Annotated in this window: 21 protein-coding genes; 9 read left to right on the top strand and 12 right to left on the bottom strand. The window is 66.7% G+C overall.

All coding sequences use genetic code 11. The features are described 5' to 3' along the window. Window positions 1–88: 88 nt before the first annotated feature. Window positions 89–946, bottom strand: a complete 858-nt coding sequence (gene panB / locus OG326_RS33890) for a 3-methyl-2-oxobutanoate hydroxymethyltransferase (protein ID WP_327141200.1) — start codon at window positions 944–946, stop codon at window positions 89–91. A gap of 303 nt (window positions 947–1,249) precedes the next feature. Here panB and OG326_RS33885 point away from each other — a divergent pair, with 303 nt between their 5' ends. The 3 genes from OG326_RS33885 to OG326_RS33875 all read left to right on the top strand — a co-directional run bounded on the left by OG326_RS33885 (window position 1,250) and on the right by OG326_RS33875 (window position 7,586). Beyond that, the gene (locus OG326_RS33885) at window positions 1,250–2,770 is read left to right on the top strand and encodes an alpha/beta hydrolase (RefSeq protein ID WP_442790859.1); all 1,521 of its coding nucleotides are present in this window, start codon (window positions 1,250–1,252) and stop codon (window positions 2,768–2,770) included. 235 nt (window positions 2,771–3,005) lie between these two features. Next, on the top strand, window positions 3,006–4,346 hold the full coding sequence (locus OG326_RS33880) for a glutamine synthetase family protein (RefSeq protein WP_327141199.1): 1,341 nt from the start codon (window positions 3,006–3,008) through the stop codon (window positions 4,344–4,346). Window positions 4,347–4,589: 243 nt separating this feature from the next. After that, the gene (locus OG326_RS33875) at window positions 4,590–7,586 is read left to right on the top strand and encodes a bifunctional [glutamine synthetase] adenylyltransferase/[glutamine synthetase]-adenylyl-L-tyrosine phosphorylase (protein ID WP_327141198.1); all 2,997 of its coding nucleotides are present in this window, start codon (window positions 4,590–4,592) and stop codon (window positions 7,584–7,586) included. 205 nt (window positions 7,587–7,791) lie between these two features. Here OG326_RS33875 and OG326_RS33870 read toward each other — a convergent pair whose 3' ends face one another. From OG326_RS33870 to OG326_RS33840, 7 genes are all read right to left on the bottom strand, one after another. After that, complete coding sequence (locus OG326_RS33870; protein WP_327141197.1) at window positions 7,792–9,225, bottom strand: hypothetical protein; 1,434 nt, start codon at window positions 9,223–9,225, stop codon at window positions 7,792–7,794. Between the two features lie 167 nt (window positions 9,226–9,392). Next, window positions 9,393–9,725 (bottom strand): glyoxalase superfamily protein, encoded by a 333-nt coding sequence (locus tag OG326_RS33865; RefSeq protein WP_327141196.1) that lies wholly within the window; start codon window positions 9,723–9,725, stop codon window positions 9,393–9,395. After that, the gene (locus tag OG326_RS33860; RefSeq protein WP_327141195.1) at window positions 9,722–10,549 is read right to left on the bottom strand and encodes a class I SAM-dependent methyltransferase; all 828 of its coding nucleotides are present in this window, start codon (window positions 10,547–10,549) and stop codon (window positions 9,722–9,724) included. The genes OG326_RS33865 and OG326_RS33860 overlap by 4 nt, the downstream gene beginning before the upstream one ends. A gap of 56 nt (window positions 10,550–10,605) precedes the next feature. Continuing rightward, the gene (locus tag OG326_RS33855) at window positions 10,606–11,442 is read right to left on the bottom strand and encodes an alpha/beta hydrolase (RefSeq protein WP_327141194.1); all 837 of its coding nucleotides are present in this window, start codon (window positions 11,440–11,442) and stop codon (window positions 10,606–10,608) included. A 156-nt stretch (window positions 11,443–11,598) separates the two neighbouring features. Further along, complete coding sequence (locus OG326_RS33850) at window positions 11,599–12,975, bottom strand: M20/M25/M40 family metallo-hydrolase (protein ID WP_327141193.1); 1,377 nt, start codon at window positions 12,973–12,975, stop codon at window positions 11,599–11,601. Window positions 12,976–12,982: 7 nt separating this feature from the next. Then, window positions 12,983–14,629, bottom strand: a complete 1,647-nt coding sequence (locus OG326_RS33845) for a CocE/NonD family hydrolase (RefSeq protein WP_327141192.1) — start codon at window positions 14,627–14,629, stop codon at window positions 12,983–12,985. Window positions 14,630–14,763: 134 nt separating this feature from the next. Continuing rightward, window positions 14,764–15,678, bottom strand: a complete 915-nt coding sequence (locus tag OG326_RS33840; RefSeq protein ID WP_327141191.1) for an oxygenase MpaB family protein — start codon at window positions 15,676–15,678, stop codon at window positions 14,764–14,766. Between the two features lie 303 nt (window positions 15,679–15,981). On the opposite strand from OG326_RS33840, the gene OG326_RS33835 reads away from it, so the two are divergent. The 4 genes from OG326_RS33835 to kstD all read left to right on the top strand — a co-directional run bounded on the left by OG326_RS33835 (window position 15,982) and on the right by kstD (window position 19,209). Next, complete coding sequence (locus OG326_RS33835; RefSeq protein WP_327141190.1) at window positions 15,982–16,158, top strand: hypothetical protein; 177 nt, start codon at window positions 15,982–15,984, stop codon at window positions 16,156–16,158. A gap of 119 nt (window positions 16,159–16,277) precedes the next feature. Next, window positions 16,278–16,745 (top strand): TY-Chap domain-containing protein, encoded by a 468-nt coding sequence (locus OG326_RS33830; protein ID WP_327141189.1) that lies wholly within the window; start codon window positions 16,278–16,280, stop codon window positions 16,743–16,745. A gap of 159 nt (window positions 16,746–16,904) precedes the next feature. After that, complete coding sequence (locus OG326_RS33825) at window positions 16,905–17,498, top strand: TetR/AcrR family transcriptional regulator (protein ID WP_327141188.1); 594 nt, start codon at window positions 16,905–16,907, stop codon at window positions 17,496–17,498. A gap of 34 nt (window positions 17,499–17,532) precedes the next feature. Then, entirely contained in the window at window positions 17,533–19,209 is a 1,677-nt protein-coding gene (kstD, locus tag OG326_RS33820; protein WP_327141187.1) for a 3-oxosteroid 1-dehydrogenase, read from the top strand. A 15-nt stretch (window positions 19,210–19,224) separates the two neighbouring features. Here the strand turns inward: kstD and OG326_RS33815 are convergent, their stop codons facing one another. Both OG326_RS33815 and OG326_RS33810 read right to left on the bottom strand, forming a co-directional pair. Continuing rightward, window positions 19,225–19,617 carry a PPOX class F420-dependent oxidoreductase gene (locus tag OG326_RS33815; protein ID WP_327141186.1) on the bottom strand — a complete coding sequence of 131 codons (393 nt, stop codon included), beginning with the start codon at window positions 19,615–19,617 and terminating at the stop codon, window positions 19,225–19,227. A gap of 48 nt (window positions 19,618–19,665) precedes the next feature. Continuing rightward, window positions 19,666–19,965, bottom strand: a complete 300-nt coding sequence (locus OG326_RS33810; protein ID WP_327141185.1) for a hypothetical protein — start codon at window positions 19,963–19,965, stop codon at window positions 19,666–19,668. 190 nt (window positions 19,966–20,155) lie between these two features. Here OG326_RS33810 and OG326_RS33805 point away from each other — a divergent pair, with 190 nt between their 5' ends. Then, a complete protein-coding gene (locus tag OG326_RS33805) occupies window positions 20,156–20,974 on the top strand; it encodes a hypothetical protein (protein ID WP_327141184.1) in 819 nt (272 codons plus the stop codon). 189 nt (window positions 20,975–21,163) lie between these two features. Here OG326_RS33805 and OG326_RS33800 read toward each other — a convergent pair whose 3' ends face one another. Next, a complete protein-coding gene (locus OG326_RS33800; protein WP_327141183.1) occupies window positions 21,164–23,593 on the bottom strand; it encodes a hypothetical protein in 2,430 nt (809 codons plus the stop codon). 134 nt (window positions 23,594–23,727) lie between these two features. Then, window positions 23,728–25,164 carry a type I glutamate--ammonia ligase gene (gene glnA / locus OG326_RS33795; RefSeq protein WP_327141182.1) on the bottom strand — a complete coding sequence of 479 codons (1,437 nt, stop codon included), beginning with the start codon at window positions 25,162–25,164 and terminating at the stop codon, window positions 23,728–23,730. 413 nt (window positions 25,165–25,577) lie between these two features. On the opposite strand from glnA, the gene OG326_RS33790 reads away from it, so the two are divergent. Continuing rightward, window positions 25,578–26,108, top strand: a complete 531-nt coding sequence (locus OG326_RS33790; RefSeq protein ID WP_327141181.1) for an RDD family protein — start codon at window positions 25,578–25,580, stop codon at window positions 26,106–26,108. Window positions 26,109–26,188: the final 80 nt, after the last annotated feature.

The raw sequence follows: 26,188 nt of genomic DNA, 5'->3' as shown, positions 1-26,188 counted from the left end.
GGGAAATCCGGGCCGATAGCGATCGGCTATCGACCGGATTGTGGCACGCCCCCGTTATGGTTCACAGGGGCGCACCTCATGGCGCAGATCAGTAGCTGTGCTCCGGGCCGGGGAAGACCCCGCGACGCACCTCATCCGCGTAAGTGGCTGCGGCACTGCGCAATTCGCCACCCACATTACCGAACTGCTTGACGAACTTGGCGGTCTTGCCGCTGGTGTACCCGACCATGTCCTGCCACACCAGCACCTGCGCATCGCATTCCGCGCCGGCGCCGATGCCGACGGTGGGAATGGTCAGCTTGCGGGTGACCTGTCCGGCCAGATCCGCGGGCACCATCTCCATGACGACCGAGAAGGCCCCGGCCTCCTGGACCGAGATGGCATCGGCGACAAGCTGCTCCGCGCCGTCGCCGCGCCCCTGCACCCGGAACCCGCCGAGCGTATTGACACTCTGCGGAGTGAAGCCGATATGCGCCATCACCGGAATACCGGCCGCGGTGATCTTGGCAATGGTGTCGGCCATGCGCTCGCCGCCCTCCAGCTTCACCGCGTGCGCGCCGCCCTCCTTCATGAAGCGGACGGCCGTGGCCAGCGCCTGCTCGGGCGAGGACTCGTAGGTGCCGAACGGCAGATCCGCCACGACCAGGGCGTGCGGCGCGCCGCGCACCACGCCGCGCACCAGTGGAATCAATTCATCGATGGAGATGGCGACCGTGGTGTCGTAGCCGTACACCACATTGGCGGCCGAATCGCCGACCAGCAGCACCGGAATTCCGGCCTCTTCGAACAGCCGGGCAGTGGAGTAGTCGTAGGCGGTGAGCATGGACCAGCGCTCACCGGAGGCCTTGAGTTCCTGCAGGTGATGCACTCGCGTCTTCCGCTTGGCGGGAGTGTGCGGTGCAGGTGCTGAGCCGTAGGCGGGTGTTTCCGCGTCTGATACGGACATCATCGTCCCTTTCGTCGTTTCCTCGAGGCCCTTGCGGGTCCCCGGGCTTAGCTGACGGCTCCAAGTCTGCCACCGCGCGCGCCTGTCGCCTCGATGCAATTCCTCACACTCGCCGGCCGCGACCACCTTCGAAGTGAACGTGCCCAAACTACGTCCACCGCGAAGGTCGTGGCCCGCCCGGTTCTGGACTGAGCGGAGCAATGCCGCGCAGCGGCGAGCGCAGCGAGGGAAGAACCGGGTAACAGGGCCACGACCCGCCGGAGCGAAGCGGAGGCCAAAGACCCTGCATGGCACGATCGGGGCATGGCGTTGAAGCGAACCGGGCGGGTCGTGCTGATAGCGACGGCTTTGGCAATGACTGCGACCGCGTGTTCCACGGTGGTTGACGGGAAGCCGGTGGCGACGGCCCCGGCGGGCATGGGGCAGTACTACAACCAGGCGGTGCAGTGGGGGAGCTGTGCGGAGTTCGGGGATGAGGACATGCCCAAGAACGCGGAGTGCACCCGCGTGACGGTTCCGGTCGACTACGCCAATCCGGACGGCGCCACCGCCAAGATCGCGGTCTCGCGAATCAAGGCCACCGGCAAGAAGATCGGTTCGCTGATGTTCAATCCGGGCGGACCGGGTGTGCCCGGCATGTCGATCGTGAATATCGCCGACACCACCGCGCTGGCCGACAGCTTCGATCGCATCGGTTTCGATCCGCGGGGGATCGGGGCTTCCCAGCCGTCGATCAAATGCATGACCGCCGCGGAGAACGATGCCGAGCGCGCCGAACCCAACAAGGACAATTCGCCCGCGGGCATCGCTGCCGCGGAGGCCGAGAACAAGCAGTTCGCCGACAAGTGCGTGCAGCGCACCGGCAAGGATTTCCTGGCGCACGTCGGCACCCGGGAAGTCGTGCAGGACATGGACGTCATCCGGGCGGCGCTCGGCGATGCCAAGCTCACCTACCTCGGCTACTCCTACGGCACCCGCCTCGGTTACGCCTATGCCGAGAAGTTCCCGGACCATGTCCGCGCCCTGGTGCTCGATGGCGCACTCGACCCGGAACAGGATCCGGTGAAGGAATCGGTGGCCCAGGCCGCCAGCTTCCAGAAGGCCTTCGACTCCTATGCCGCCGACTGCGCGACCAAGGCGGACTGCCCGCTCGGCAATGACCCGGCGCAGTCCACCGCCCGCTTCCGGGCGCTGGTGAGTCCGCTGTGGGACAAGCCCGTTCCCACCGACGACCCGCGCGGCCTGCACTACGGCGATGCCATTACCGGTGTGCAGCAGACCCTGTACTCCAACCGGCTCTGGGGCGCGCTGACCAAGGGCCTGCGCGAACTGGCCGCCGGACACGGCGACACGCTGCTGGCCCTGGCCGATATGTACGACGGCCGGCACGACGACGGCAGCTACGACAACAGTTCCGATGCCTTCAATGCGATTCGCTGCGTGGATGATCCGCCGATCACCGACCGGGCCGTCGCCGCGCAGCAGGATGCCGACTACCGCCGCGTCGCCCCGTTCCTGGACGACGGCCACGGCAGCACCGCGGCCCCGCTGGAGCTGTGCGCCATCTGGCCGGTGCCCAGTACGAGTACCCCGCACCGGCTTTCGATCCCCAACCTGCCCAAAACCGTGGTGATCTCCACCACCGAGGATCCCGCCACGCCGTACCAGGCCGGTGTGAATCTGGCCAACGAGTTGGGCGCGGCGCTCATCACTTACAAGGGCACGCGCCACACGGTGTCGCTGTCCGGTGTGCAATGCGTCGACGACCCGGTCATCGCCTATCTCGTGAACTTGACGGTGCCCGCCCAGGGTCTCACCTGCTGAACGGCTTTTCGAAGACTCGAAACGAGGTCCCCCGAACGCACTCGGCAGCCGGAATCGACGGCTCGCCGAGGGCTCGGGGGCTGTTTCCGGGGTTTGCGAGTGGCGTTTTCGGGCTATTTCCAGGGTTCGTGAGTGGCGTTTCCCTGGGGTCCGGGGGCGCAGTTCCTGGGAGTCTCCGAGAGTTGGAGTCATTCATGTAACACGGATTTAACTCCGGGTGCTTACGCTCGCGGTCATGGACCGTCAGAAGGAATTCGTCCTCCGCACGCTCGAAGAGCGCGATATTCGTTTCGTGCGCCTCTGGTTCACCGATGTCCTGGGCTATCTCAAGTCGGTGGCCATCGCGCCCGCCGAGCTCGAGGGCGCCTTCGAGGAGGGCATCGGCTTCGACGGTTCGGCCATCGAGGGGTTTGCCCGGGTATCCGAGGCGGACATGGTGGCACGACCGGACCCGTCGACCTTCCAGATCCTGCCGTGGTCCACCTCCAAGGGGCATCAGCATTCCGCGCGCATGTTCTGCGATATCGCCATGCCGGACGGTTCACCGTCCTGGGCGGATCCGCGGCACGTGCTGCGCCGGCAGCTGAACAAGGCCGCTGACCTGGGCTTCAGCTGCTATGTGCACCCGGAGATCGAATTCTTCCTGCTCAAGAACGGCCCGATGGACGGCTCTATGCCGACGCCGGTCGATCAGGGCGGTTTCTTCGACCAGACCGTGCACGACGAGGCGCCGAACTTCCGCAGGCACGCCATCGACGCGCTGGAGTCGATGGGCATCTCCGTCGAGTTCAGCCATCACGAGGGCGCGCCCGGCCAGCAAGAGATCGACCTGCGGTACGCGGATGCGCTGTCCATGGCCGACAACGTGATGACCTTCCGCTACCTGATCAAGGAGGTGGCGATCGACGAGGGCGTGCGGGCCACCTTCATGCCCAAGCCCTTCGCCGAGCACCCGGGTTCGGCCATGCACACGCATATGAGCCTGTTCGAGGGCGAGCAGAACGCCTTCCACGATCCCGATGACCCGATCAACCTGTCGGAGACCGCACGCGCGTTCATCGCGGGCATTCTCGAGCATGCGCACGAGATCAGCGCGGTGACCAACCAGTGGGTGAACTCCTACAAGCGGCTCATCCACGGTGGCGAGGCCCCGACCGCCGCCTCCTGGGGACGGTCGAATCGCTCGGCGCTCGTTCGTGTTCCGATGTACACGCCGAACAAGTCGTCCTCGCGCCGTGTCGAGGTCCGCAGCCCCGACAGCGCCTGCAACCCGTACCTGGCCTTCGCGGTGATCCTGGCCGCCGGTCTGCGCGGTATCGAGAAGGGCTACACGCTGCCCCCGGAGGCGGAGGACGACGTGTGGTCGCTGACCGCCGCCGAGCGCCGCGCCATGGGCTTCCGCGAGCTGCCCGCCAGCCTCGACGAGGCGCTCAAGAACATGGAGAAGTCCGAACTGGTCGCCGAAACCCTCGGCGAGCACGTCTTCGACTTCTTCCTGCGCAACAAGCGCCGCGAGTGGGCGGGCTACCGCAACCAGGTGACGCCGTACGAGCTGAAGGAATACCTCGGGCTGTAGGCCTCGCCATTCCGGCGTGAGCCCCGTAATCCCGGCGTGCATTTGGCCGGGATCCACCCATCATCGGAGATCCCGGCCACAAGCATGCCGGGATGACGAGCTGGTCGTGCCGGGGTGGTGAGCGGGTCTTCGTCCGCCACCATGACTTCGGGTGGTCGTCGCATCGGCGTCGGCTCGGCCACGATGTCCGTTATCGGCGGGTTCGCCGATACGCCGGTGGAACGTGACATGTAATTTGATGGAATGGTCCGGCCACCGACTGCTCGTTCCGCTGTCCCGGGTGTCGGACGGCTCGGTTTGCTCGAGCCGTCGGCTGCCGATTCACTTCGAGAATTGGCGTGGGACAACGTCGAGAGTGTTCCACTGCTGTGGGCGCTGTCGCGCTCGCCCGATGCCGATCTGGCGCTGACGACGCTCATGCGTTTGCGGGAGCAGCTCGGAAGCGATTGGGGTGAGCTGGATTCCGCATTGCGCGCGGAGACCGCGCTGCGCGGGCGGCTGTTCGCGCTGATCGGGTCGTCGAGTGCGTTCGCCGATCATCTGGTGGCCGATCCGGTCGCCTGGCGATTGCTGCGGCGGCCCGAGTTGCCCTCGCGCGAGGAGGTGCTCACCGAGCTCCTCGAGGCGGTGCACGCGCAGCCGGAGACGGGCGCCGATGCCGGGCCCATGCTGTTCCGCGCCGGTATCGCGGGCCCGGAGGCAGTTGCCCTGCTGCGCAAGCGGTATCGCGATCAGCTCATGCTGCTGGCCGCCATCGATCTGGCCGCCACCGTCGAGAACGAACCGGTATTGCCGTACCAGCAGGTGGGCTGGCATCTCACCGATCTCGCCGATGCCGCACTGACCGCCGCGCTCTCGGTGGCCGTGGCGCGGGTGTGCGTCGATCGTGAGGTGCCGGTGCGGCTGGCCGTCATCGCCATGGGCAAATGCGGTGCGCGGGAACTGAATTACGTCTCCGACGTGGATGTCATCTTCGTCGCCGAGCCCGCCGACACCACCGCCACCCGCCTGGCCGCCGAAACGATGAGTGTGGGCGGGGCCGCCTTCTTCGAGGTCGATGCCGGACTGCGGCCCGAGGGCAAGGCGGGTGCGCTGGTGCGCACCCTCGAATCGCATATCGCCTACTACAAGCGCTGGGCGCGGACCTGGGAATTCCAGGCGCTGCTCAAAATGCGGCCCGCCACAGGCGATCTGGAATTGGGGCGGCAGTATCAGGCCGCGCTCATGCCCATGGTGTGGGCGGCGTCCGAGCGCCCCGACTTCGTCGCCGATGTGCAGGCCATGCGCCGCCGCGTCGAAGATCTGGTGCCCGCCGATATGCGGGAGCGAGAGCTCAAACTCGGGCACGGCAGCCTGCGAGACGTCGAATTCGCGGTGCAGCTGCTGCAATTGGTGCACGGCAAGGCGGACGAGACCCTGCACACTCAGGGCACCGTCGAATCGCTGGCGGCGCTGGCGGCGCGGGGCTATATCGGCCGGGACGATTCCGCCAATCTGACCGCCTCCTACGAATTCCTGCGCCTGCTCGAACACCGGCTGCAGCTGCAGCGGCTCAAGCGCACCCACACCCTGCCCGCCCCCGATGACGAGGAGGGCATGCGCTGGCTGGCCCGGGCCGCGCATATGCGGCCCGACGGCCGGCAGGATGCGGTCGGCGTGCTCAGCAGCGAGATCCGGCGCAATGCGGTGCGGGTGCGGCGATTGCACGCCAAACTCTTCTATCGCCCGCTGCTGGAATCGGTGGCGCGCCTGGACGCCGACTCGCTGCGGTTGAGTCCGGCGGCGGCCGTGCGGCAGTTGGCGGCACTGGGTTATGCCGCGCCGGAGAATGCGCTGGGGCATCTGAAGGCGCTCACCGGTGAGGTCGGGCGCAAGGGGCGGATTCAGGCGCTGCTGCTGCCGACCCTGCTCGAATGGCTCGGCGAGACACCGAATCCCGATGCCGGACTGCTCGCCTACCGGCGGGTGTCCGAGGGCCTGGACAATGAGATCTGGTTCCTGCGTGAGCTTCGCGACGAAGGGGCCATCGCACAGCGTTTGATGATCGTGCTCGGCTCCTCGGCGTATCTGCCGGACCTGCTCATCAATGCGCCCGAGACCATTCGCATGTACGCCGACGGACCGAACGGGCCGCTGCTGCTGGCCCCGGATGTCGGTGATGTCGCGCGCGGAATCCTTTCGGGCGCAAGTCGTTACGACGAACCCCGGCGTGCGGTGGCGACCGCGCGCTCGCTGCGCAGGCACGAACTGGCGCGCGTCGCCTCCGCGGATGTGCTGGGCATGCTCGATGTGCAGCAGGTGTGCAAGGCGCTGTCCTCGGTGTGGATCGCGACGCTGGAAGCCGCACTGCAGGCGGTGATTCGGGCCAGCGGACCGCAGCCCGCCGACTTCGCGGTCATCGGTATGGGCCGGCTCGGCGGCAAGGAACTGGGCTACGGCTCGGACGCCGATGTGCTGTTCGTCTGCGATCCGCGGCCCGGTGTGGACGAGACCGTCGCCGTGAAATGGGCCATCGGCGTCGCCGAGCAGGTGCAGCGGCTGCTGGGTGCGCCCAGCACCGATCCGCCGCTGCAGGTCGATGCCGGACTGCGGCCGGAGGGTCGCAATGGCGCGCTGGTGCGCACGCTGGCGGCCTATGCCGCCTACTACCAGCAGTGGGCGCAGTCCTGGGAGGTCCAGGCGCTGCTGCGGGCTCGCCAGGTGGCCGGTGATCCGGAGCTGGGTGTGCGCTTCCTGCACACCGTCGACCCGGTGCGCTATCCGGCCGGGGGCATGTCGCCCGAGGGCGTGCGCGAAATCCGCCGCATCAAGGCGCGTGTCGACGCCGAACGGCTGCCGCGCGGCGCGAACCCGGCCACCCACACCAAACTCGGCCGCGGCGGCCTCGCCGATATCGAATGGACGGTGCAGCTCCTGCAGCTGCAGCACGCCCACGAGGTCCCCGCCCTGCACAACACCTCCACCCTCGAATCCCTGGACGTCATCGAAGCCGCGGAACTCATCGACGCCGCCGATGTGGCACTCCTGCGCGACGCCTGGCTCACCGCCACCAAGGCCCGCAACGCCCTGGTCCTGGTCCGCGGCAAACCCGCCGACCAACTCCCCGGCCCGGGCCTCCTACTATCGGCCGTAGCCCGCGTGGCCGGCTGGCCCAATGACGACGGCAGCGAATTCCTCGACCACTACATGCGTGTCACCCGTCGCGCGAAAACAGTGGTGGAGAGGGTCTTCGGCGGCTGACCCGCTCCGCCTGCCACCGAGTGTGGTTTCGCACATCGGGCAGTGTCGTCAGACATCGCACAGCTTGCGTCCTGATCGCACAGCTTGCGTCCTGATCGCACAGCTTGCGTCCTGATCGCACAGCTTGCGTCCCGATCGCACAGCTTGCGTCCCTGCTTGCACAGCTCGTCTACGCATTGTTCGATGCTCAGGCGGGCTGTGCGGTTCAGGTCGGAGGTGTGTCGACTCGGCGGAGGATCGGTAGTTCAGGTGGGGCGTCGGTGTGGGTGAGATCTGTTCGGGCTGCGGGGAAGTCGGCTCCTAGGACGGCGGGGACGGTTGGGGGTGGGGCGCCGAGGAGTTCCTGTTCGCGGTTTCGGATCAGCCATTCGGGGGTGCGGTGGGTGCTGTCGGCGTCGGAGGCGCCGCGGCCTGCGGGTGGGTACATGCCGGAGATTCCGGCCGGCTGTGGTCCTGGTGGTCGGGTGAGTGTGCTGGAAAGTGCTGGTGTGGAGGGAGTTCCGGAGGTGGGTGGGGCTGGGTAGCTGGCGCCGGGGCCGCCCGGGGTGGGGGAGCCGCCGGGGTAGCCCGGGGTGGGGGAGCCGCCGGGGTAGCCCGGTGATCCTGGTCTGTTCGGAACGATGTGTGTGAGTGGGGACAGGGCGCGGTCATCGATATTCGCGGGTTTGGTGGAGAGGTCGGTATCGCGGATCGGGGAATCCGGGTCCGAATAGGCCGGCTGGGGCTTCTGGTCCTGAACGGACTGTGCTCCAGTGTTATTCGTGTCGCCGGTACGGCCGCCTGACTGCTGACCGGACTGCTGGTTCGGGTTGCCGGCGAGCGTTGAGTCTGCGGAGTTCGCTGCGGTATCGGGGTTTTCGTTGCTGTCGGAGCTGACCGTGCCGTCATGGCGCGCGGAGTTCTGGCTGACCGGCGCTACGGCGTAGTTCGAGCGCGGGGAGTCGTGTCGTAGTGAACTCACGTTCGCGACCGGGGCGGCCTCGGAGACCGTCTCCCCACCCACTGCTCCGCCCGCTCCGAAGGCCGGGACACCCGACCCCGCAGGCGGATACGTCGGGACGTAATTGGCTTCGAGCGCCGCCAGAGCCAGTTGGTGCTGCTCTTTGCAGGCCGCCTCGTACTGGTGCGCGTCACCGGGTGCGGGGAGGCCGGTCATCAGTGCGATGTAGGGCGCGAGCCGATCGGAGCTGTTGGACTGCGGGGGAATCGGCGGTGGGGGAACGCTTCTGCGCACGGCCTCGGCGCCGTATGCGGCCGCCAGGATGCGATGCCCGGTGCTGTGCGCGATCTCGGTCACGTCCAGTGCCCATCGCACGAATTCCCTTGCCGCCGTATCGGCGGCCGCGGCCGTATGCCCCCGCATTCCGTCCGCCAGCGCGCCCTGCACCGTGGTGTACAGGCCGTTCACCGCTCCCGAGAGATTGTCCGCGATCCCCACCCACACCCCGGCATGCGCATGCATCGCACCGGGATCCATCGCCTGCACGCGCTCATAGATCTCCGTATGGGAGAACCCGGCGAAATCCTCCAACTGCTGGATGTAGTCCGGATCGACCCCACCCTGCGAAATCCGCAGCCCCTCGTCCCGCGCCCCCTGCTGGGCCTGTTGCGCACTGCGGCGCAGCATATTCGGATCCACCGGAGTCCTCCCCTCGCTTACTCACTTGGACGCGCCAGGCGCACACCCGGTTCCCGTGGTCGTCGGGCGCGGCGACTCATGGCATCGACCAGGAACTGGTGGCGGCGGTTACCCGCGAAATGCCGCCACAGCTTCCTGGTGATCTTGGAGCGCAGTGGGCTCCGGGGTTACCAGGGAGGGGTGCCGATGCGGAGGCGGTTGCTGTCGGGGTCGCGGAGTTCGATTTCGCGACCCCAGGGGGCTTCCTCGGGCGTGACGCCGAATTCCTTTGCCACCTCGTCCACATTGCGGACGCGCAGGTACACGAGAGTGTCGGGCCGGGCGTCGCCGAGGTGTTCGGACAGGAAGATGCGGACGGGCCCGCGGGCGATGCCGACGAAGGCGGGCAGGTGGGGTTCGAAGCGATGCTCCGACTCCTTGACGAAGCCGAGGCGCTCGTACCAGCGGACCGCGGCGGCGGCATCGGCCACGCGCAGGATGGGAATGAGTTCTTCGTTCATCGGGGTTCCTTACGGGCTTGCAAGGTATAGGACAGCGGTAGGCGTTCGGGATGCTGGGTGAGCCGCCATTCGCCGCCCTCATCGCGAAACATGCGGCCGGGCAGCGCCTCCCAGGGCACGCTGTCGTGTTCGACCAGTTCGGTGAGGGTCAGTCCGGCGGTCAGCAGCGCTCCCACGATCTGACCGAGCCCATGATTCCACTCGTGGGTGACAGTGCTGGTGATCTCGCCGGTCGTCTCGACGTAGGTGCCGGCTTCGGCGAAGACCATCGGTTCGGGGGTTTCGAAATACGGATACCCGATGGTCAGATGGTCGGGCCGGGACTCGTCGATCGACCACAGCACCGGATGCCCCTCGCGCAGGAACAGCCGCCCGCCGGGTCGCAGCAGCTCGGCGACGGTATCGGCCCAGCGCCGGATATCGGGCAGCCAGCACAGCGCGCCGATACCGGTGAAGACCAGATCGAATTGCCCGGCGCCCAGCACCTCCGCGGCATCGTAGACATCGGCTTCGACGTATTCGATTGCGGTGCTGTTGCTCTCGGCCAGCGCGCGGGCCTCCGCCAGCGAGGCGGGGGAGAAGTCGAGGCCGGTCATATCCGCGCCGAGCCGGGCCAGCGAGAGTGTGTCGGTGCCGATATGGCACTGCAGGTGCACCCCGCGCAGTCCGCGAATGTCCCCGAGGCGTGGCAGGTCGAAGCGGACGACATCGCTGAGGAAGCTGGTATCGGTGCGGAATCGGTTCAGTCCGTAGTCCGCGGAGGCGGCGTGCAACGGCGCACGGTCATCCCAATTGTCGCGGTTGAGTGTGCGATAGTCGGTCACGTCAACCGACTGTGCCACGGGTTGCCCCGTGACCGTCGGCTATTTTCTCCGCGTGGCTAGGCCGGAATGTGCGCGTCGAGCCAGTTCACCAGGTCGGTGAGCACCTTGTCCTGCTCGGGCTCGTTGTAGATCTCGTGGAACAGGCCGGGGTAGCGGATGACCGTCTTGTCCTTCGACGCGGCATCCCGTTCGAGCAGATCGGCGCCCGTAGGGGAGGCCAGACCGTCGGCGGCGCCGTGCTGCACGAGCAGCGGGGCGGTCAGCTGATCGAGATGCGACAGCACAAAGGTGCCGGCGCGCAGCATCTCACCGCCGGTGCGGGCGGGGACCCCGCCGTGATGGACCAGCGGATCGGAGTCGTAGGCCCGCACCACCTCCGGATCGCGGCTCACCAGCGACGAATCCAGTTTCAGCACGGGCAGATTCGGCAGGAAGCGGGAGACGAACGGTGCGAGGGTCCGCTGCACCACATTGCCTGCGGGGATCACGATCGCCGGACCCGAGAGCACGACGCCGGTCACGTCCAGGGGCGCGCGGGTCGCCAGGTAGGCGGTGGTGAGCCCGCCCATGCTGTGCCCGATGACGAAGCGCGGCAGCCCCGGGTGTTCCCCGGAGGCCAGGTCCAGCAGCGTCCGCACATTGTCGGCGGCCCCGTCGAGCGATTCGATATTCGCGTTCCCGCCGGCGGACCGGCCGTGCCCGATGTGGTCCAGCGCGTACGCCGCGATCCCGGCATCGTTCAGCCGCTTCGCCACATGGGCATAGCGCCCCGAATGCTCGGCATACCCGTGCACGATCACGGCCACGGCCCGCGGATCGCCCTCCGGCAGCCAGGCCTGCCAGAACACCCGTCCGCCAGTGCCCTGGAATTCGCCGGTCTCGTTTCGGGTCATCGTCGCTCCCTCTCGATGGGATAGGTGTCGTCACGCTGGCGGGCCTCGGTACCGCACGATGCTCAGCCCGAATTGTCGCGTACCGGCCGGGCTATTCTCGCGCACCACCACCCCTCCCGTCGCCCCTTACATCGGACGAGGCGAGCAACGCGGCGGTCAGGACTGGGCGAGGTGGTCGATGAGGAGGCGGTTGAAGGTGATCAGGCGGGCGTAGTTGGCGCGGGAGATGCGCTCGTCGGTGCCGTGAATGCGCGCCAGATCGGCGGCGGTGAGGATGATGGGCGCGAAATTGCAGCGGGTGGCGGCGAGATCGTCGTAGTAGCGGGCGTCGGTCGCGCCGGGGACGATGCCGACGGTGACCGCGACACCCGGCACCACCTCGCGCGTCAGGTCGGCGATGAGTTCGAAGGCGGGGCCGGCGGCGGGATCGGGAGAGGGTTCGGAGGCGGTGCCGGACAGCTCGATGGAGATGTGCTTGTCGCGGACCACACGACGGCAGTGGGTCAGCACATCGGCGACCGAATCACCGGGCAGGATACGGAAATTCACGTAGGCCTCGGCGCGCTGCGGCAGCACATTGGGTTTGACGCCGCCGCGGATCATCGTCGGCGCCGTGGTGGTGCGCACCAGCGCCTCGGTGGTCGGCTGCGCCGCCAGCACCCGCGCGACCGCGGGCCCGGCCCAGCCCACCGCGCCGAGCAGTGTGCGCCGCGGCTCCGAGACGACACTCCGCAGGCGCGCCAGCATGTCGAGCGTCACGGGCGTCAATCGCAGCGGAAACGGATGATCCTGAATCCGCGCCACCGCCCGCGCCAGCTGTCCGACCGCCGTCTGCCGTCCCGGCATGGACGAATGCCCGCCCACCGCGCTGACCGACAGCCGCACCGTCGCGAAACCCTTCTCGCCCACCATGATCGTGGCCACCGGCTGCGCCACTCCGGCCGCCACACCCGTGGTGATCACACCACCCTCGTCGATCAGCAGTTCGGCACGGACTCCCGCATCTCGCAGCCGCGCCGACATCCGCCCGGCCCCGCCCTCGCCGAACACCTCTTCGTCATGCCCGAACGCCAAATACACCGTGCCCCTGGGCCGTACCCCCGCCTCCAATGCGCCCTCGACCGCTTCGAGTATCGCCATCACCCGGCTCTTGTCATCGATAGCCCCACGCCCCCAGATGAATTCGTCATCGACCACCCCCGCGAACGGCGGATGCGTCCACCCCGACTCGTCATCCACCGGCACCACATCCATATGCGCCAGCAGAATTGCGCTCACCTGCTCGGCACTGCCCGTGCCGGCGGAGGCCCCGGCCCAGCGGTAGAGGCGGCTGTGGCCGAAGGTTTCGCATTCGAGATGGGTGTGGACGAGGGGGAAGCAGTGTTCGAGATGGGTGGTGAGACGGTCGAATTCGGCCGGATCGGTCTCGGTGCGGTCCTCGCGGGAGACGGTGGCGCAGCGCAGGGCGGCGGCCAGCCGTTCGGCGGTGGCGTCGTCCACGGTGGGTGCGGCGGCGGATACGGTGCGGGTCATCGGTCGCCTAGCCTGTCCGGGGCGGGAAGTCGACGGTCACCGTCGCATTGTTCAGCAGATCGGCGGGCAGCGGGACGGACTTCTCGTTATGCCACTTCGGGATGCCGTCGGAGACGCCGCCGGGCAGGTCGGGGGTCCGAATTCCGGTGAGCAGCGGCAGCTGCACCCGGGCCGAGTTCACCGTGACCTTCGCGAATGCCGGTGGATGCGCCCAAATATCGTCGACCACATCGGTGATCCGGAACCCGATGCGATGCCCGGCGCTGAGCGGCCAATCCTGCGCCAGCAGGCGCAGTTGCGTATCGGCCGTCGCCGGTGCGATACCGCGCGTGATGACGGTGGCCAGCCCGTCCGGAGCGATGTCGTACATCTCCAGCGCCACCGTGGTCTGCGGCGGCGCATCCAGTGTCAGGGCCGCCGTGGTGATTCCAGAGAGATGCTGATCCTGCGCCAAAGGCTGACTGACAGACCAGATTTCGCGATCCGCCCCGGGTACCAGACCCCGGTCGGTGTAGACCCCGGTGCGCAGATCGACGGGCACCGGTCGGCTGTCGGCGGGCGGCCACGCCGTCTCCGAACGGTACTTACCGTCGAACTGGCCGACGGTGATCCGCGGCCCGGGCGCCGGCGCATCCTTGCCCGCCACCAGGTGATCGAAGAATCCGAGCAGTTCGGAGGTGAATTGCGGGGTACCGCACTGTGTTTCGCACGTTCGGTGCCCCCACTGCCCGAACCACGCCTTGTGTTCACCCGGCCCGAGACCGTTCCACAGCTGGAAGACCCGATCCGCCTTGGTGTTGTAGTCGATGAACCCCTGCCCGAGGAACAGCGGAATGGTGTTCCCGCGCAGCTTCGCCACCAGATCCCGGTCCTGCCAGAACGCCGAGGAGTCATCGTGATCGGTGATTTCCTTGACGTAATTCGCGTAACACGCGGGGTCGATGCTCACCGCATTCGCCTGGTACTCGGGTGAATCATCGGGCCGCCCCGGCGTAGAGGCGATGAGCAGATGCTCGAACCCCGCGAGATCCGATGGCCGCACACCGGTTTCGGTGACCGGCTTTCCGGAGAACTTCCACGCGATCCCCTGCATGTACAGGTACGCGTTCGGATCGACCACCGGCTCGAACGCCGCCACCGCCGCCAGCCCCGCAGGCTTCTCCGCCAGACCCATCAATCCGGTCCACGCCTCGTACGAGGTGCCCACCAGCCCGACCTTGCCGGTGGACCAGGACTGCCCCGCCGCCCACTCGACGGCCGTCTTCACATCGGACCGTTCGCCCGGCCCGCCGAAATCCGGGCACCCGTTCGATCCGCCGAACCCGCGCAGATCGACGATCACATACGTGTACCCCGCACCCAGGAACATCCCCACATCGAGATCCACGATGGACGGCCCGCCCTTGAGCCGAGGCTCGCTGAGATACGCCAGATGTGCCCGATACGGACTGACCGTCATGATCACCGGGGTCTTCACATCATCGGCGATCCCCACCGGCCGCAGCACATCCGCGTGCAGCCGCGTCCCATCCGGCGCGGTGATGTACTCCTGCCGCCACTGGAACGCCGGATCCGCCCCGGCCCGAGCCGGTAAAGCCACAACCCCCGCCACCAGCAGCACGCCGACCAGGGCCCGCCACAACACCATCCGCATGATCACCATAGTGACCTTGGTGCGAATCGCCGCCGCAAACCAGCCCCAGGAAACGGGGTGCAGGCGCGGCCCCGTCCGCCCGGCATGCTCGCGGCGGAGTGCCTCCGCGCCGGGCGGACAGGGCGATGTGCCGTTTACATCGGGCGCAGATCGATGATCTTGCGCAGGCGAGCGCGGTCACGCTCGAGCCGGCGCGCCTCATAGGCGATGGGGAAGTAGCGAATGCGCTCCGGCAAGACGGGGACGGTCCGGCCGATGACCCAGCCGAGGGCGCGCAGGGTGCGCTCATCGCTCTCGGTCCAGGTGAGGCCGAGTTTCTCGCGAATGATCTCGGGGGTGGTGCCGACGGTGAAGAAGTACTGCAGCTTCCCGATCGGGCTGGTCGCGGCCCGCCAGACCGGCCGCAGCGGCGGCGGAATCTGCTTGGGCGGCGCGATCTTTCGAATGACCCGCAGGTAGTCCTCGGCGACAGTGGTTGCCACGAGGTGGTTTTCGACCTGGTCCTGGAACCACGGCTCCCATTCGGCGTAGGTCGCGGGAATCTCCTTGGGCGCCACCGAGAAATTGCGCATGAGCTGCACCACCTCCTGGTAGTACGACTCCTTGTCGGCCTCGGTGAGCTTCTCGGTGGAGAAGTACCGATTGCCCTCGGTGAACGCGTGGATCGCGGTGTGCAGCACCCACGCCCACGGTCCGGAGGACAGCGCCTGATGCTTCACCCCGTGCGCATCGGTGGTGTTGAGGCTCGCGTGCATGACGCGCAGCCGGTCGGCCTCGGCGAGGGCTTCGTCACCGCCGTAGATCCACATCATGACCGAGGCGATGCTGCGGAAGGCGCGGCCCAGCGGATCGGTGCGGAAGGTGGAGTGCTCGTCCACGACCGCGGCAATGGTCGGTTCCATGGTCTGCAGCAGGAAGGCCGAGCCGGCGGTCAGGGAGAAGGTGATGAGACCGGTGTCCGCCCAGATGCGGGTGTCCGGGTCGAACGGGCGGCGCTCGGGGCGGGCTGCTCTGGACGCATGATCGATCGGCGCGACGGCGGCGGTCATGGTGATCTCCTTTGATCACTGTCCTGTCCGGGCGCCACAGCCCGACAGGATGAGAGAGTTATGGTCGAATCGTCTCACCTTATCGGCCGGGTGGCAACCGTCACAGGCGCAGTGGCCGCGGCGGAGTCGCTCCGATACCGCCGAAATCGATAACCCAGGAGAATTCTGGACGGCGGAGCTCGGGATATCTATGCGCGAATCCCCGCCCTCGTGCGGAGATATTCACGGGGTATTTACGGCCACCTGGGCTTTTGCTTGGAACAATGGCCTGACAGGAGAAGGAAATTCGCGAGGAGGAGTGCAATGAGCGCAGTTTCGTCGGTGCTGCCGATCACGCCGTCGGTGTCGGTGTTCGAGACGATGCGCGTTCAGGTTCGGGAATTCGTTGCACGCCATAGTTTCACGGCGGATGAACGCACCGCCCGGCTCGTCGGTTGCACTCCGGTTGCCGTCCTCGGCGCGGTGAACCACCGCCGGTAGGCCTGTCAGCTGGGGGTCGCGGCCGTTTTCGGTCGACGGGGCCGCGACTCCCGCCGAAGCGCAAGTGCGCCAGAATTATTCGGTGACCGGAAAGATTCGACGGCGTATGATCGGCCTCGATGGGCACCCGGGGGCAAGACGAGGCATTAGTAACTTCCGACTGGGACGCGTTTGTGCAGGCACTGGCGCGATGTCTGCAGGAATTACCTTCTCGCGCCACGCTCGTCATAACGGCGGCCGGTAACCGATACGTTCAGTTCCAGCAGTTCGACATCAAACTTTCCGCCGAGCTCACCGGCAATTACTATCTGGCAGAACCGATTCCGGAGGCGGCGGCCCAGCGGCTGCGCGAACTCGGCTGGTCCGCCCCGGTGGTGCGGCACGAGATCGAGAACTGGCGCCGCTCCCTGCTCTGGCCCATTCCGCCCAGCCGCCTCATGGAACTCGCCCGCTCCGCGGCCATCGGCCTGCACGACGCGCTCGGCATCAGCTCGCCGAACGAACTGCGCGCCACCGGCTGGACCGAGGCCTCCGGCGACCTCGACCTCAGCCCCCTGGGCGCGATCGCCCGCCGGGGACTCGGCTAGACCCTCTCGACCTTGGGAAGTAGGGCTATCGCTGTGTCCTTAGTGATGACAGTAGCCATCTTCTTGACAGTAACTGTCACATACGCAGATACTGTCACTGCGCGGCTGGTACACGAGGACAAGCTCTCCTGTGTCCGCGCAGCAGTAGGAGGCAGGCCGATGTCACTACGTGAGCGGCAACGACGTCAGATTCGATCCGAGATCCAGCGGGCAGCCTTCGAGCTGTTCGCAGACAAGGGATTCGACGAGGTGACCACCGAGCAGATCGCCGCCGCCGCGGGTATCTCGCCGAGCACCTATTTCCGGCATGTGCGCAGCAAGGAGGATCTGCTGCTGGACCCGGTGCGCGAGGGCGGCGCGGGCATTGCCACGCTGCTCGAGGAGCGTCCCGGTGACGAGGCCGCGGATGTGGCGCTCGCACAGGCCATTCAAACCCGGTCCACCACGCTGTCCGCGGCCGATCTCGAACAGTGGCGGGCCGCCTTCCGGACGGCGCCGCATCTGCTCGACCGCGTCGCGCTGATCACCCCGGAGCATCGCACCCGGCTGGTCGAGCTTGTCGCGCAACGCATGTCACGTGATCCGGACGTGGACAGCAATCCCGGCCTGCTCGTGCATCTGATGCTCGCGGCGGCGGAATTCGGCTACCTGCAGTGGCTGCGCAACCCGAGTAATCGGGCGGCGTCGCTGCTGTTGTGCGTCGAAGGGGCGCTCAGCGCCGTGCTCGACGACCGCTGGCGCGCCGGCAGCTGACGCCGCACCGCTTTTTGTAAAGGATTCGAAGAATATGCAGCACAACGATAATGCCGACACCTTCGACCTGATCGTCGTCGGATCCGGTGCGGCGGGCATGGCAGCCGCCCTCACCGCCGCACACCACGGGCTGTCCACCGTGATCATCGAAAAGTCCGGGCACTGGGGCGGATCCACCGCCCGGTCCGGCGGGGGAGTGTGGATCCCCGGCAACTCGGTGCTCCGGCGGCAGGCTCCGGCCGACGATATCGAGGCCGCCCGCACCTACCTCATCAGCATTGTCGGTGAATACGGCGATGCCGGGCGGATCGACACCTATATCGATCGCGGGCCCGAAGCCCTCGACTTCCTCACGGCGCATTCGGCCTTGGATCTGCAATGGGTGCCCGGCTACTCCGACTACTACCCGGAGGCCCCCGGCGGCCGGGCGCACGGCCGGTCCGTCGAGCCGAAACCGTTCGACGCCAAGGGACTCGGCGCGGAACTGGCCACACTCGAACCCGACTACGTGGCCGCGGCGAAGAACTTCGTCGCCACCCAGGCCGACTTCCGGCAGTTCCACCTGGGACTGCGCAATCCGCGCGCGCCGCTGCGCGTACTGCGCATCGGTGCGCGCTGGGCGAAGGCGCAGGTGCTGCGGCAGCATCTGCTCGCGCGCGGTCAGGCGCTGAGCGCCATGCTGCGCGCCGGTCTGCTCGAGGCGCGGGTGCCGCTGTGGCTCGATACTCCGCTGCTCGATCTTCAGGTTCAGGACGGCCGGGTCACCGGTGTTGTGGTGCGGCGCAACGGTATCGAGCAGGTGCTCACCGCCGGGCGCGGCGTCGTGATCGCCGCCGGCGGGTTCGAGAAGAACGAGGCCATGCGCAAGCAGTATCAGCGCGACCCGATCACCACCGACTGGACCGTCGGCGCCGCATCGAATACCGGAGACGGTATCCGCGCGGGGCAATCAGCGGGCGCGGCAGTGCAATTCATGGATGACGCCTGGTGGGGGCCGTCCATCCCGCTACCCCGTCAGCCCTGGTTCTGCCTCGCCGAACGCAATCTGCCCGGCAGCCTCATCGTCAACGACCGCGCCGAGCGCTTCATGAACGAATCCCTCCCGTACGTCGAGGCGACCCACCACATGTACGGCGGCGAGAACGGACAGGGCGCCGGGCCCGCCGAAAACCTGCCCGCCTGGCTGATTTTCGACCAGCGCTACCGCAACAGGTATCTCTTCGCGGGCCTGCCGCCCCGCCAGCCGCTGCCCGGCCGCTGGTTCAAGGCCGGCATCCTCGCCCGGGCGAACTCGCTCGCGGACCTGGCCGCGCAGATCGATGTCCCCGCCGACAACCTTCAAGCCACGATCACGCGCTTCAACACCTTCGCCCACACCGGCAAGGACGAAGATTTCGGGCGCGGCGAAAGCGCCTACGACCGGTACTACGGCGATCCTCGCCACCAGCCGAACCCGAATCTCGGTGCCCTGGAACAGGGTCCGTACTACGCCGCCAAACTGGTCCCCGGCGACCTAGGCACCAAGGGCGGCCTCGTCACCGACACCGCCGCCCGCGTCCTGCGCGAGGAAGGCTCGATCATCGAGGGCCTCTACGCCGCCGGAAACGCCAGCGCTCCCGTCATGGGCCACACCTATCCGGGCCCCGGCGGGACTATCGGCCCCGGCCTGGTCTTCGGTTATCTGGCCGCCCTGGACGCCGCCGGGTCCTGATGTCCGGCACCGGATCTACGCGGGCGGGAAGGCGTAGATCCGGTCCGGGGTGATGCGGACGATCAGGCGTTCGGCCTCGGGTTCGGGCGGGGGAGTGGCGCCGTCCATATACCGGCCGTAGACCACGTCGTGAAAATTCTCCCGATCCTCCGTGATGTCGACCTTGCCGCGAATGTTCACGTACTGACTGCTGGTCTTACTCAGAATGAGCAGGCTGACCCACGGATTCCGGTTCATATTGCGGGTTTTCAGGCGGCCCTTGATCGTGCTGAACACGATGCTGTCGTCGTCGTAGATCACGAAGATCACCGACGACTGCGGCCGCCCTTCGCTGTCGCTGGTAGAGAGGATGGCGGAGTGCGGACCGTCGATCAGGTCGCGAGCCAGGGTTTCGAGTTGCGGTGTCATGAACAGGTAGACCCTGGCTCCGCGGCAAAGGAATCGGCGGGGTGGGTGCTAGTTGTGCACGCCTGACGCGGTGGCGGCCGCGCCGTACAGCAGGTACGCCGGGCAGTGGTCCGGATCCGCGGACGCGGCACACAGCGCAAAGGCGATGAAGCCGAGTGGGAACAGGATCGGGGCGGTGAGGATGTCGGTCAGCGCGGACCCGGTGGTCGCGATCGGCGTCGTCGCCACGTCCTGAGCCGCCGGGGCCGGATCGAGGGCAACCGGGGCGGCATTCACAGTTGTTGTCGCACAGGCGATCCCGATGGACGCGATCACCATTGCGGCGGACATCTTGGCAAAATTTGTCATATCGCTCTCTCGCTCACAGGCATGTTTGCGAACACTGTAGTTCACAAATTGATGTGAACTGGTTCAGCTTCAGATTGCTCTGAGCCCCCAAAAATGAGGGCATGCGACGGCCTGTCGATCAGTGGACAGTGCGATTCGCAAACTGAAACACCCCCGCTTCAGTGAGTGTTACCGAATCGAGAATGACCGCATGATGCGTACCCGGACATCAGCTCGCACCCTCGCCGCGGCAGGTATCACCGCCGCAGCCTCCACCCTGACCATGCTTACCGGCGCGGCGGCCCACGCCGACGTTGCGGGCACGGGAATGACCGTGCAGGGCAGCAACTTTCAGGTCGGACAGACCTACAACGTCGTTGTCCCGATATCAGGATGCCAGGGTGGGGGACTGTCGGACACCTCCGGCGGCGTGACCATCCGGCCGACCGGCACCATCACCTCCAGCGTTCCGGCGGGCACCCCCTGCGTCGGTTTGTCGTACACCTGGACCATCCAGTGGACTCCGCTGACGCCGGGCACCCACGTGCTGGGCTTCGGGTACGGCAACAGCGACGCGAGCCAGCCGCCCTACACCGACCTCGGCAATGCGACCGTCCAGGTCGGCGGCGGCGGCAGTACCGAGCCCAAGGCCTGCGGCGATGTCTCCCAGTCGAACTGCACGACAGTCCACGGGACCCCCGAGGTGGGATGCCCACTCACCGTGACCATGTCGAACATCCCGGCCTCCCAGGCAGCCTCGTCGGGCTCGGCCCTGCTGCCGAGCCTCAGCGGCGGAACCGCCGCCCGCAATGCCTGGGTAGCCGACAACGGAACGAACTTCGGCACCACCACGATCACCGGTAGCACCATCACCATGAAATGGACCCCCACAACCACCGGCTACCACCACCTGACCGGCCAATACGACACCGGCGCCACAGCCGCCTTCCCCGACGGCATCGTGCTGCCCGGCTACGCCGGTGAAATGTGGCTACCGGTAGCAGCCGCCGGCACCCAGCCCTGCGCATAACCCCGGAACGGGCGAAGCCCCAGCCGCCGAGGCAGCTGGGGCTTCACGAGAACGCTTGTAGCTCAAACGATTTAGACGGCGAAGTACAGCTCGGGTTCCGTCCTGGGATTGTGTGAGAGCTGTGGGGCTCCGGGGGAAAGTTTGTAGCCCAGCCGGTTCCGATCACGCAGATGCCGTGGTACTCGGCTATCAATGTGGCGGGTATACCGAGGCCGCGGCGACCTGGTCGGCGATTGCGGCAGCTTTCGGTCCTATTGCGCTGCGCCGCTTGTTACGCGCGATTCCGCGCAGAGCCAGTACCGCCGTATCGCCTCCGATGGCTGCGATGGTGTTCAACCCTGCTACTGCTCGTGCTGATGCGGCATCGTCGATCCATACGCTCACCAGGGGTGCCAGTCGCATCACCGTGTCGTCATCGCCGAAGAGGCCCAGCGCGTGGAAGACCCAGCTGGTGCTGGCGGGAAAGTGCTCCAGACGACAGGTATCGAACAGTGCCCATACGAAGTCCGCCAAGGACTTCCGATCGACCAGATCGGCGGTCACGGGCACTCCGGCGTAGTTGCCGTCGGGTCCGGATATGGTCAGCATTGTCACGAAGTGAGCGACGGAGGCGTCAGGAAGGGCTGTCACGCTGTCCCGCAGGCACAGCTGTGGAAGCACTGCGGGAACGATCCAGCGGGGTAGTGCCGGCACCTTCGCGGGTAGCGGATCCGCCTGCAGGACGAAGGAAATCGAGTCTCGGGCCTGTTTGCTCAATCCGGATACGGCCGCATCGATCGCCGCTTTGTGACCACGTTCGGCCAGTAGTTGGAGTGCGCTGCGGGCCGCAGCGCGATCCCTGCCCTGGTCGGTCAGCGCTGCCTGGACGAGATCCACTGCCGCCGTGGCCGAATGCCGGTCAAACCAGGCAACAGCTGTCGGCCGCACCTGCTTTCGAGACAACCAGCGCATCATCTCCACCGTAATCCGGGTGCCGTCGATCGGAGCGAGAGCGCCTGCCAGCGCTACCGGATTCGCTACAGCGGCACTGACGGCGAAGTCCAGCGCGTCGGCACCGTATGTGCCGACCAGACGGCGCATCGGTGCCTCCGGGTCGCTCCCCGTCGCCCGGTGCCTGCCCGGCTGCTCCAGCCGCAGTGCCTGCACGATGTCTTGGTTCGGAGACAATGCCAGGAGAAATGCCAACCGTCCTGCTTCGCGTGCCTCATCGATCAGCAGACCCCACGTCCGCTTTCGATCGAATCGGTAGGAATAGGAGGAAACCCACGTAACGGCCCACTGCTGCTGTTCACCAAGGTCCCAGCGCAGACGAAGTGGACGGGCCGGCGCCGGAGTGATCAACACCGGCGGCTTCTTTGTCCGCGCCTGTGCCCACGGCGGCGCAGTGAGAACGACCGGCAGATCGGACGCGGCAGCGTCCGGCCGACGGCCTGCAGGCTCGATCAGTGGCAACGCGGCCGCGTCGGCGCACCCCGGCTCGAAGAGCAGTTCGGGATGCGCGAGCGCGTGCAGTTTGAACCGGCGCACGACCGCGGGAGATCCGGTCGTGGCAGCGTTGCGGGAGAGCAGGCGCATTGCTCTCCGGGGGTATCGAATCGTGGCCTGTGTCAGCGCCTTCGCGACGTCCTTGTTGCCGATGTGATCGAGCAGTCCTTGGAATGCGCTGTCGCAGGGTAGTTCGAGCAGAACGGCCGCCATGGATCGAAAGTCCTCTTTCGACCTGCGCCGGGTAGCGGTGAGCCGGTCCACGACCGCGGTCGCACTGCTGGGTCCGATCTGCGTCAGCATATTGAATATGTGATCGTCATGGATGTACACCTGCATGACGGCCGCCATGAACCGGGTGTACTGCTCTGCCGTCGTCAGCGCGCTGAGCAATCGCGCTGCCGCCGCGGCATTTCCGAGGCCCGCCAGGGCGAGATCGGCGTCGACCCAATCCTGTTGGTCCGGAAGCAGATAGGACGTCGTGAGCCGGGCCCAATCCGTTCCCGGGTCGGCCCGCAGCTGCGAAAATCGCGCCACCACTGCGCGATAGTCGACTTCGGATGCCGCTGCCAGCCGCGGCCGCAACTGTTCCGCGACATCGCCACGCCCCCCGACCCCACCGTCGTGCGTGTTGAGCAGCTGCAGTGCCCTTGCCCTAGTGCCCGAACCGAGGTCGACATCGCGAGTCAGCATCCCGGACCGGAAAACCGCTGCCACGGAAGCGAACTCGAGACCGTGCTCCGCGATCCAACTGTCGATGAAAACGCCCGTGATCATTTCCTCATGACGCCAGTGGTCGGAGGTCGATCGGCAGCAGCCACGGGATTCGTAGTGCACGATCACCCAGACAGCGGCCGCCCCGAGCGGAGAGACGTCACCAGAGGGATTGTCCGCGTACTCCCGCGCCGCATCCGCAAGGTCACCGAGACCCGCCGCCCCGGTGTGTTCCAGGACGTCCGCGATGATGCCGCGTCGGCCGTCCAGCATCCTGACGAGTTGTGCTGTCGCATCGGGATCGACCGGCCGCGGCTGCAGTGCATTGAGCCCCCGAAAGGCCTCGGCCGTGGCCCACCAGTTCTTCGGCACCGACCAAACATCCTCGATGTCCGTCGATTCCGTCGAAGTCGTTGTCATCTCTACTCTTTCGTTCCCGCCCGCTGTATCGATCCGATCATGCACCGGCCCTCCGACAACTCCCCCGGGAACGGGCGAAGCCCCACACGCCGTAGCGGATGGGGCTTCACGAGAACGCGTGCAGCTCAGACGATTTAGACGTCGTAGTAGAGCTCGAACTCGTACGGGTGCGGGCGCAGGTTGACCGGGGCGATTTCCTGGGTGCGCTTGATGTCGATCCAGGTCTCGATCAGGTCGGTGGTGAACACGCCACCCTCGGTGAGGTAGTCGTGGTCGTCCTCGAGGCGGTCGATGACCGACGCCAGCGAGGTGGGGGCCTGCGGGATGTTCTTGGCCTCCTCGGGCGGCAGCTCGTAGAGGTCCTTGTCGACCGGAGCCTGGGGCTCGATCTTCTTCTTGATGCCGTCCAGGCCGGCCATCATCATGGCGGCGAAGGCCAGGTACGGGTTACCCGAGGAGTCGGGCGCGCGGAACTCGATGCGCTTGGCCTTCGGGTTCGCACCGGTGATCGGGATGCGGATCGCGGCCGAGCGGTTGCGCTGCGAGTACACCAGGTTGATGGGGGCCTCGTAGCCCGGCACCAGACGGTGGTAGGAGTTGACGGTCGGGTTGGTGAACGCCAGCAGCGACGGGGCGTGGTGCAGGATGCCGCCGATGTAGTGACGCGCCAGATCCGACAGGCCCGCGTAACCGGCCTCGTCGTGGAACAGCGGCTTGCCGTCCTTCCACAGCGACTGGTGGGCGTGCATGCCCGAGCCGTTGTCACCGAAGAGGGGCTTCGGCATGAAGGTGACAGACTTGCCTTCCTGCCACGCGGTGTTCTTCACGATGTACTTGAACAGCTGCAGATCATCGGCAGCGCCCAGCAGCGTGTTGAACTTGTAGTTGATCTCGGCCTGACCGGCGGTGCCGACCTCGTGGTGGCCGCGCTCGAGGATGAAGCCCGCGTTCTGCAGGTTCGTCGAGATCTTGTCGCGCAGGTCGACGTAGTGGTCGTACGGGGCAACCGGGAAGTAACCACCCTTGTTGCGCACCTTGTAACCGAGGTTCGGGGACCCGTCGGCGTTGCGCTCCTTGCCGGTGTTCCAGGAACCGGAGATCGAATCGATCTCGTAGAAGGACCCGTTCATCTTCGAGTCGTAGCGGATCGAGTCGAAGATGTAGAACTCCGCCTCGGCACCGAAGAAGCAGGTGTCCGCGATGCCGGTGGAGGCCAGGTACTGCTCGGCCTTGCGGGCAACGTTGCGGGGGTCGCGGGAGTACGCCTCGCGGGTGAACGGGTCGTGCACGAAGTGGTTCAGGTTCAGCGTCTTCGCGGCGCGGAACGGGTCCAGCTGAGCGGTGCTGAAATCGGGCAGCAGCAGCATGTCCGACTCGTCGATCGACTGGAAGCCGCGGACGGACGAGCCGTCGAACGCGAGGCCTTCTTCAGCCAGGTCGGCCGTGAAAGCCTTCGCCGGGATCGAGAAGTGCTGCTGCACACCGGGGAGGTCGGTGAAACGAATATCGACGTATTCGACCTCCTCCTCCTTGATGTACTTGATGACCTCGTCGGCCGTGCTGAACGCCACTTAGTACTCCTTACGGATCGGTTCCCAGCCAGTTCTACTGCATGGGTTCGTCGCGACCAGACGGTATGGACGCGGTGTTTCCCCGCAATCAAGGCTGTGTTTCGCCAGTGTTACACGTACAGCTGGCCGGGGGTTCGTCGGTGTCCCGACATGTCGGAAACATCGGCTTCGCCCGCCGAGCGGCGTTCGACCAGCACCGATATCCTGCCACCGACCTCGGGTGCGGCGTTGTTAAGACTGCGAAAATATAGAGGTCTTACCGAGTCGTGACCGTGCGCCGTGAGAATCCTCACCGCGCTGCGCAATCCATCGGACAAATTGTCCGGGTAGCTTCGCACCGATCGCGCGCCGTCGCAATCTTGTGCGGCGAGGGCTGTGCGAAGCGGTAGGCCGGCGGCGAATAAGGTGGAGACATGGCACGCATCACCGGCTCTTGGCTGTCCGGACCGAACGCCGATCCCGGTGACGACCCTGCTGGCGACTACCAGGGCAAGGAACTGGGCCTGCCGAAATCCGGTGCGGGCGCGCTCGCGCCGATGACGCGCCGCATCGGCGCGCTGCTGTTCGACTGGTTCATCTCGATCGGTCTCGCGGCGATTCTGGTGCGGCCGAATGCCGATCAGCTCATCGCCAAGATGAAGCTGCCCGCGGGTGAGGCCCCGCCGCCGCATTTCGTGGTGGTGATGGGTTCGCTGTCCACGCCGACGCTGCTGGTGTGGTTCGTGCTCGGCGTGGTCGCGGTGACGCTGTTCGGGTTCACGCCCGGTCAGTACTTCATGAAGATCCGGGTGAGTCGGGTCGATACGGATGGGCCGGTCGGTTTCATCCGCGCGCTGGCCCGCCAGGCCATTCTGGTCTTCGTCGTCCCCGCGCTCTTCACCGATTCCGACGGCCGCGGCATGCACGACCGGGCCACCGGGACCGCCCTGACCCACACTCGCTGAGGGTTGCCCGGTATTTCCGGGTGATCGCTGTCGATCGCCTTCGGCTCGGTCGCGTGCTATGTGACTCGAGCATCTTTTCG

It is taken from the genome of Nocardia sp. NBC_01327 (assembly GCF_035958815.1).
Classification (GTDB): Bacteria; Actinomycetota; Actinomycetes; order Mycobacteriales; family Mycobacteriaceae; genus Nocardia.
This window is presented reverse-complemented; position numbering and strand designations above follow the sequence as displayed.

Coding starts and splice junctions, on each gene's coding strand:
- OG326_RS33805 (WP_327141184.1), top strand. CDS start 20,156: ATGATGCGTACCCGGACATCAGCTCGCACCCTCGCCGCGGCAGGTATC.
- OG326_RS33865 (WP_327141196.1), bottom strand. CDS start 9,725: ATGAACGAAGAACTCATTCCCATCCTGCGCGTGGCCGATGCCGCCGCC.
- panB (WP_327141200.1), bottom strand. CDS start 946: ATGTCCGTATCAGACGCGGAAACACCCGCCTACGGCTCAGCACCTGCA.
- OG326_RS33885 (WP_442790859.1), top strand. CDS start 1,250: ATGGCGTTGAAGCGAACCGGGCGGGTCGTGCTGATAGCGACGGCTTTG.
- OG326_RS33845 (WP_327141192.1), bottom strand. CDS start 14,629: ATGCGGATGGTGTTGTGGCGGGCCCTGGTCGGCGTGCTGCTGGTGGCG.
- OG326_RS33880 (WP_327141199.1), top strand. CDS start 3,006: ATGGACCGTCAGAAGGAATTCGTCCTCCGCACGCTCGAAGAGCGCGAT.
- kstD (WP_327141187.1), top strand. CDS start 17,533: ATGCAGCACAACGATAATGCCGACACCTTCGACCTGATCGTCGTCGGA.
- OG326_RS33800 (WP_327141183.1), bottom strand. CDS start 23,593: ATGACAACGACTTCGACGGAATCGACGGACATCGAGGATGTTTGGTCG.
- OG326_RS33840 (WP_327141191.1), bottom strand. CDS start 15,678: ATGACCGCCGCCGTCGCGCCGATCGATCATGCGTCCAGAGCAGCCCGC.
- OG326_RS33835 (WP_327141190.1), top strand. CDS start 15,982: ATGAGCGCAGTTTCGTCGGTGCTGCCGATCACGCCGTCGGTGTCGGTG.
- OG326_RS33810 (WP_327141185.1), bottom strand. CDS start 19,965: ATGACAAATTTTGCCAAGATGTCCGCCGCAATGGTGATCGCGTCCATC.
- OG326_RS33815 (WP_327141186.1), bottom strand. CDS start 19,617: ATGACACCGCAACTCGAAACCCTGGCTCGCGACCTGATCGACGGTCCG.
- OG326_RS33825 (WP_327141188.1), top strand. CDS start 16,905: ATGTCACTACGTGAGCGGCAACGACGTCAGATTCGATCCGAGATCCAG.
- OG326_RS33875 (WP_327141198.1), top strand. CDS start 4,590: ATGGTCCGGCCACCGACTGCTCGTTCCGCTGTCCCGGGTGTCGGACGG.
- OG326_RS33855 (WP_327141194.1), bottom strand. CDS start 11,442: ATGACCCGAAACGAGACCGGCGAATTCCAGGGCACTGGCGGACGGGTG.
- OG326_RS33830 (WP_327141189.1), top strand. CDS start 16,278: ATGGGCACCCGGGGGCAAGACGAGGCATTAGTAACTTCCGACTGGGAC.
- OG326_RS33850 (WP_327141193.1), bottom strand. CDS start 12,975: ATGACCCGCACCGTATCCGCCGCCGCACCCACCGTGGACGACGCCACC.
- OG326_RS33790 (WP_327141181.1), top strand. CDS start 25,578: ATGGCACGCATCACCGGCTCTTGGCTGTCCGGACCGAACGCCGATCCC.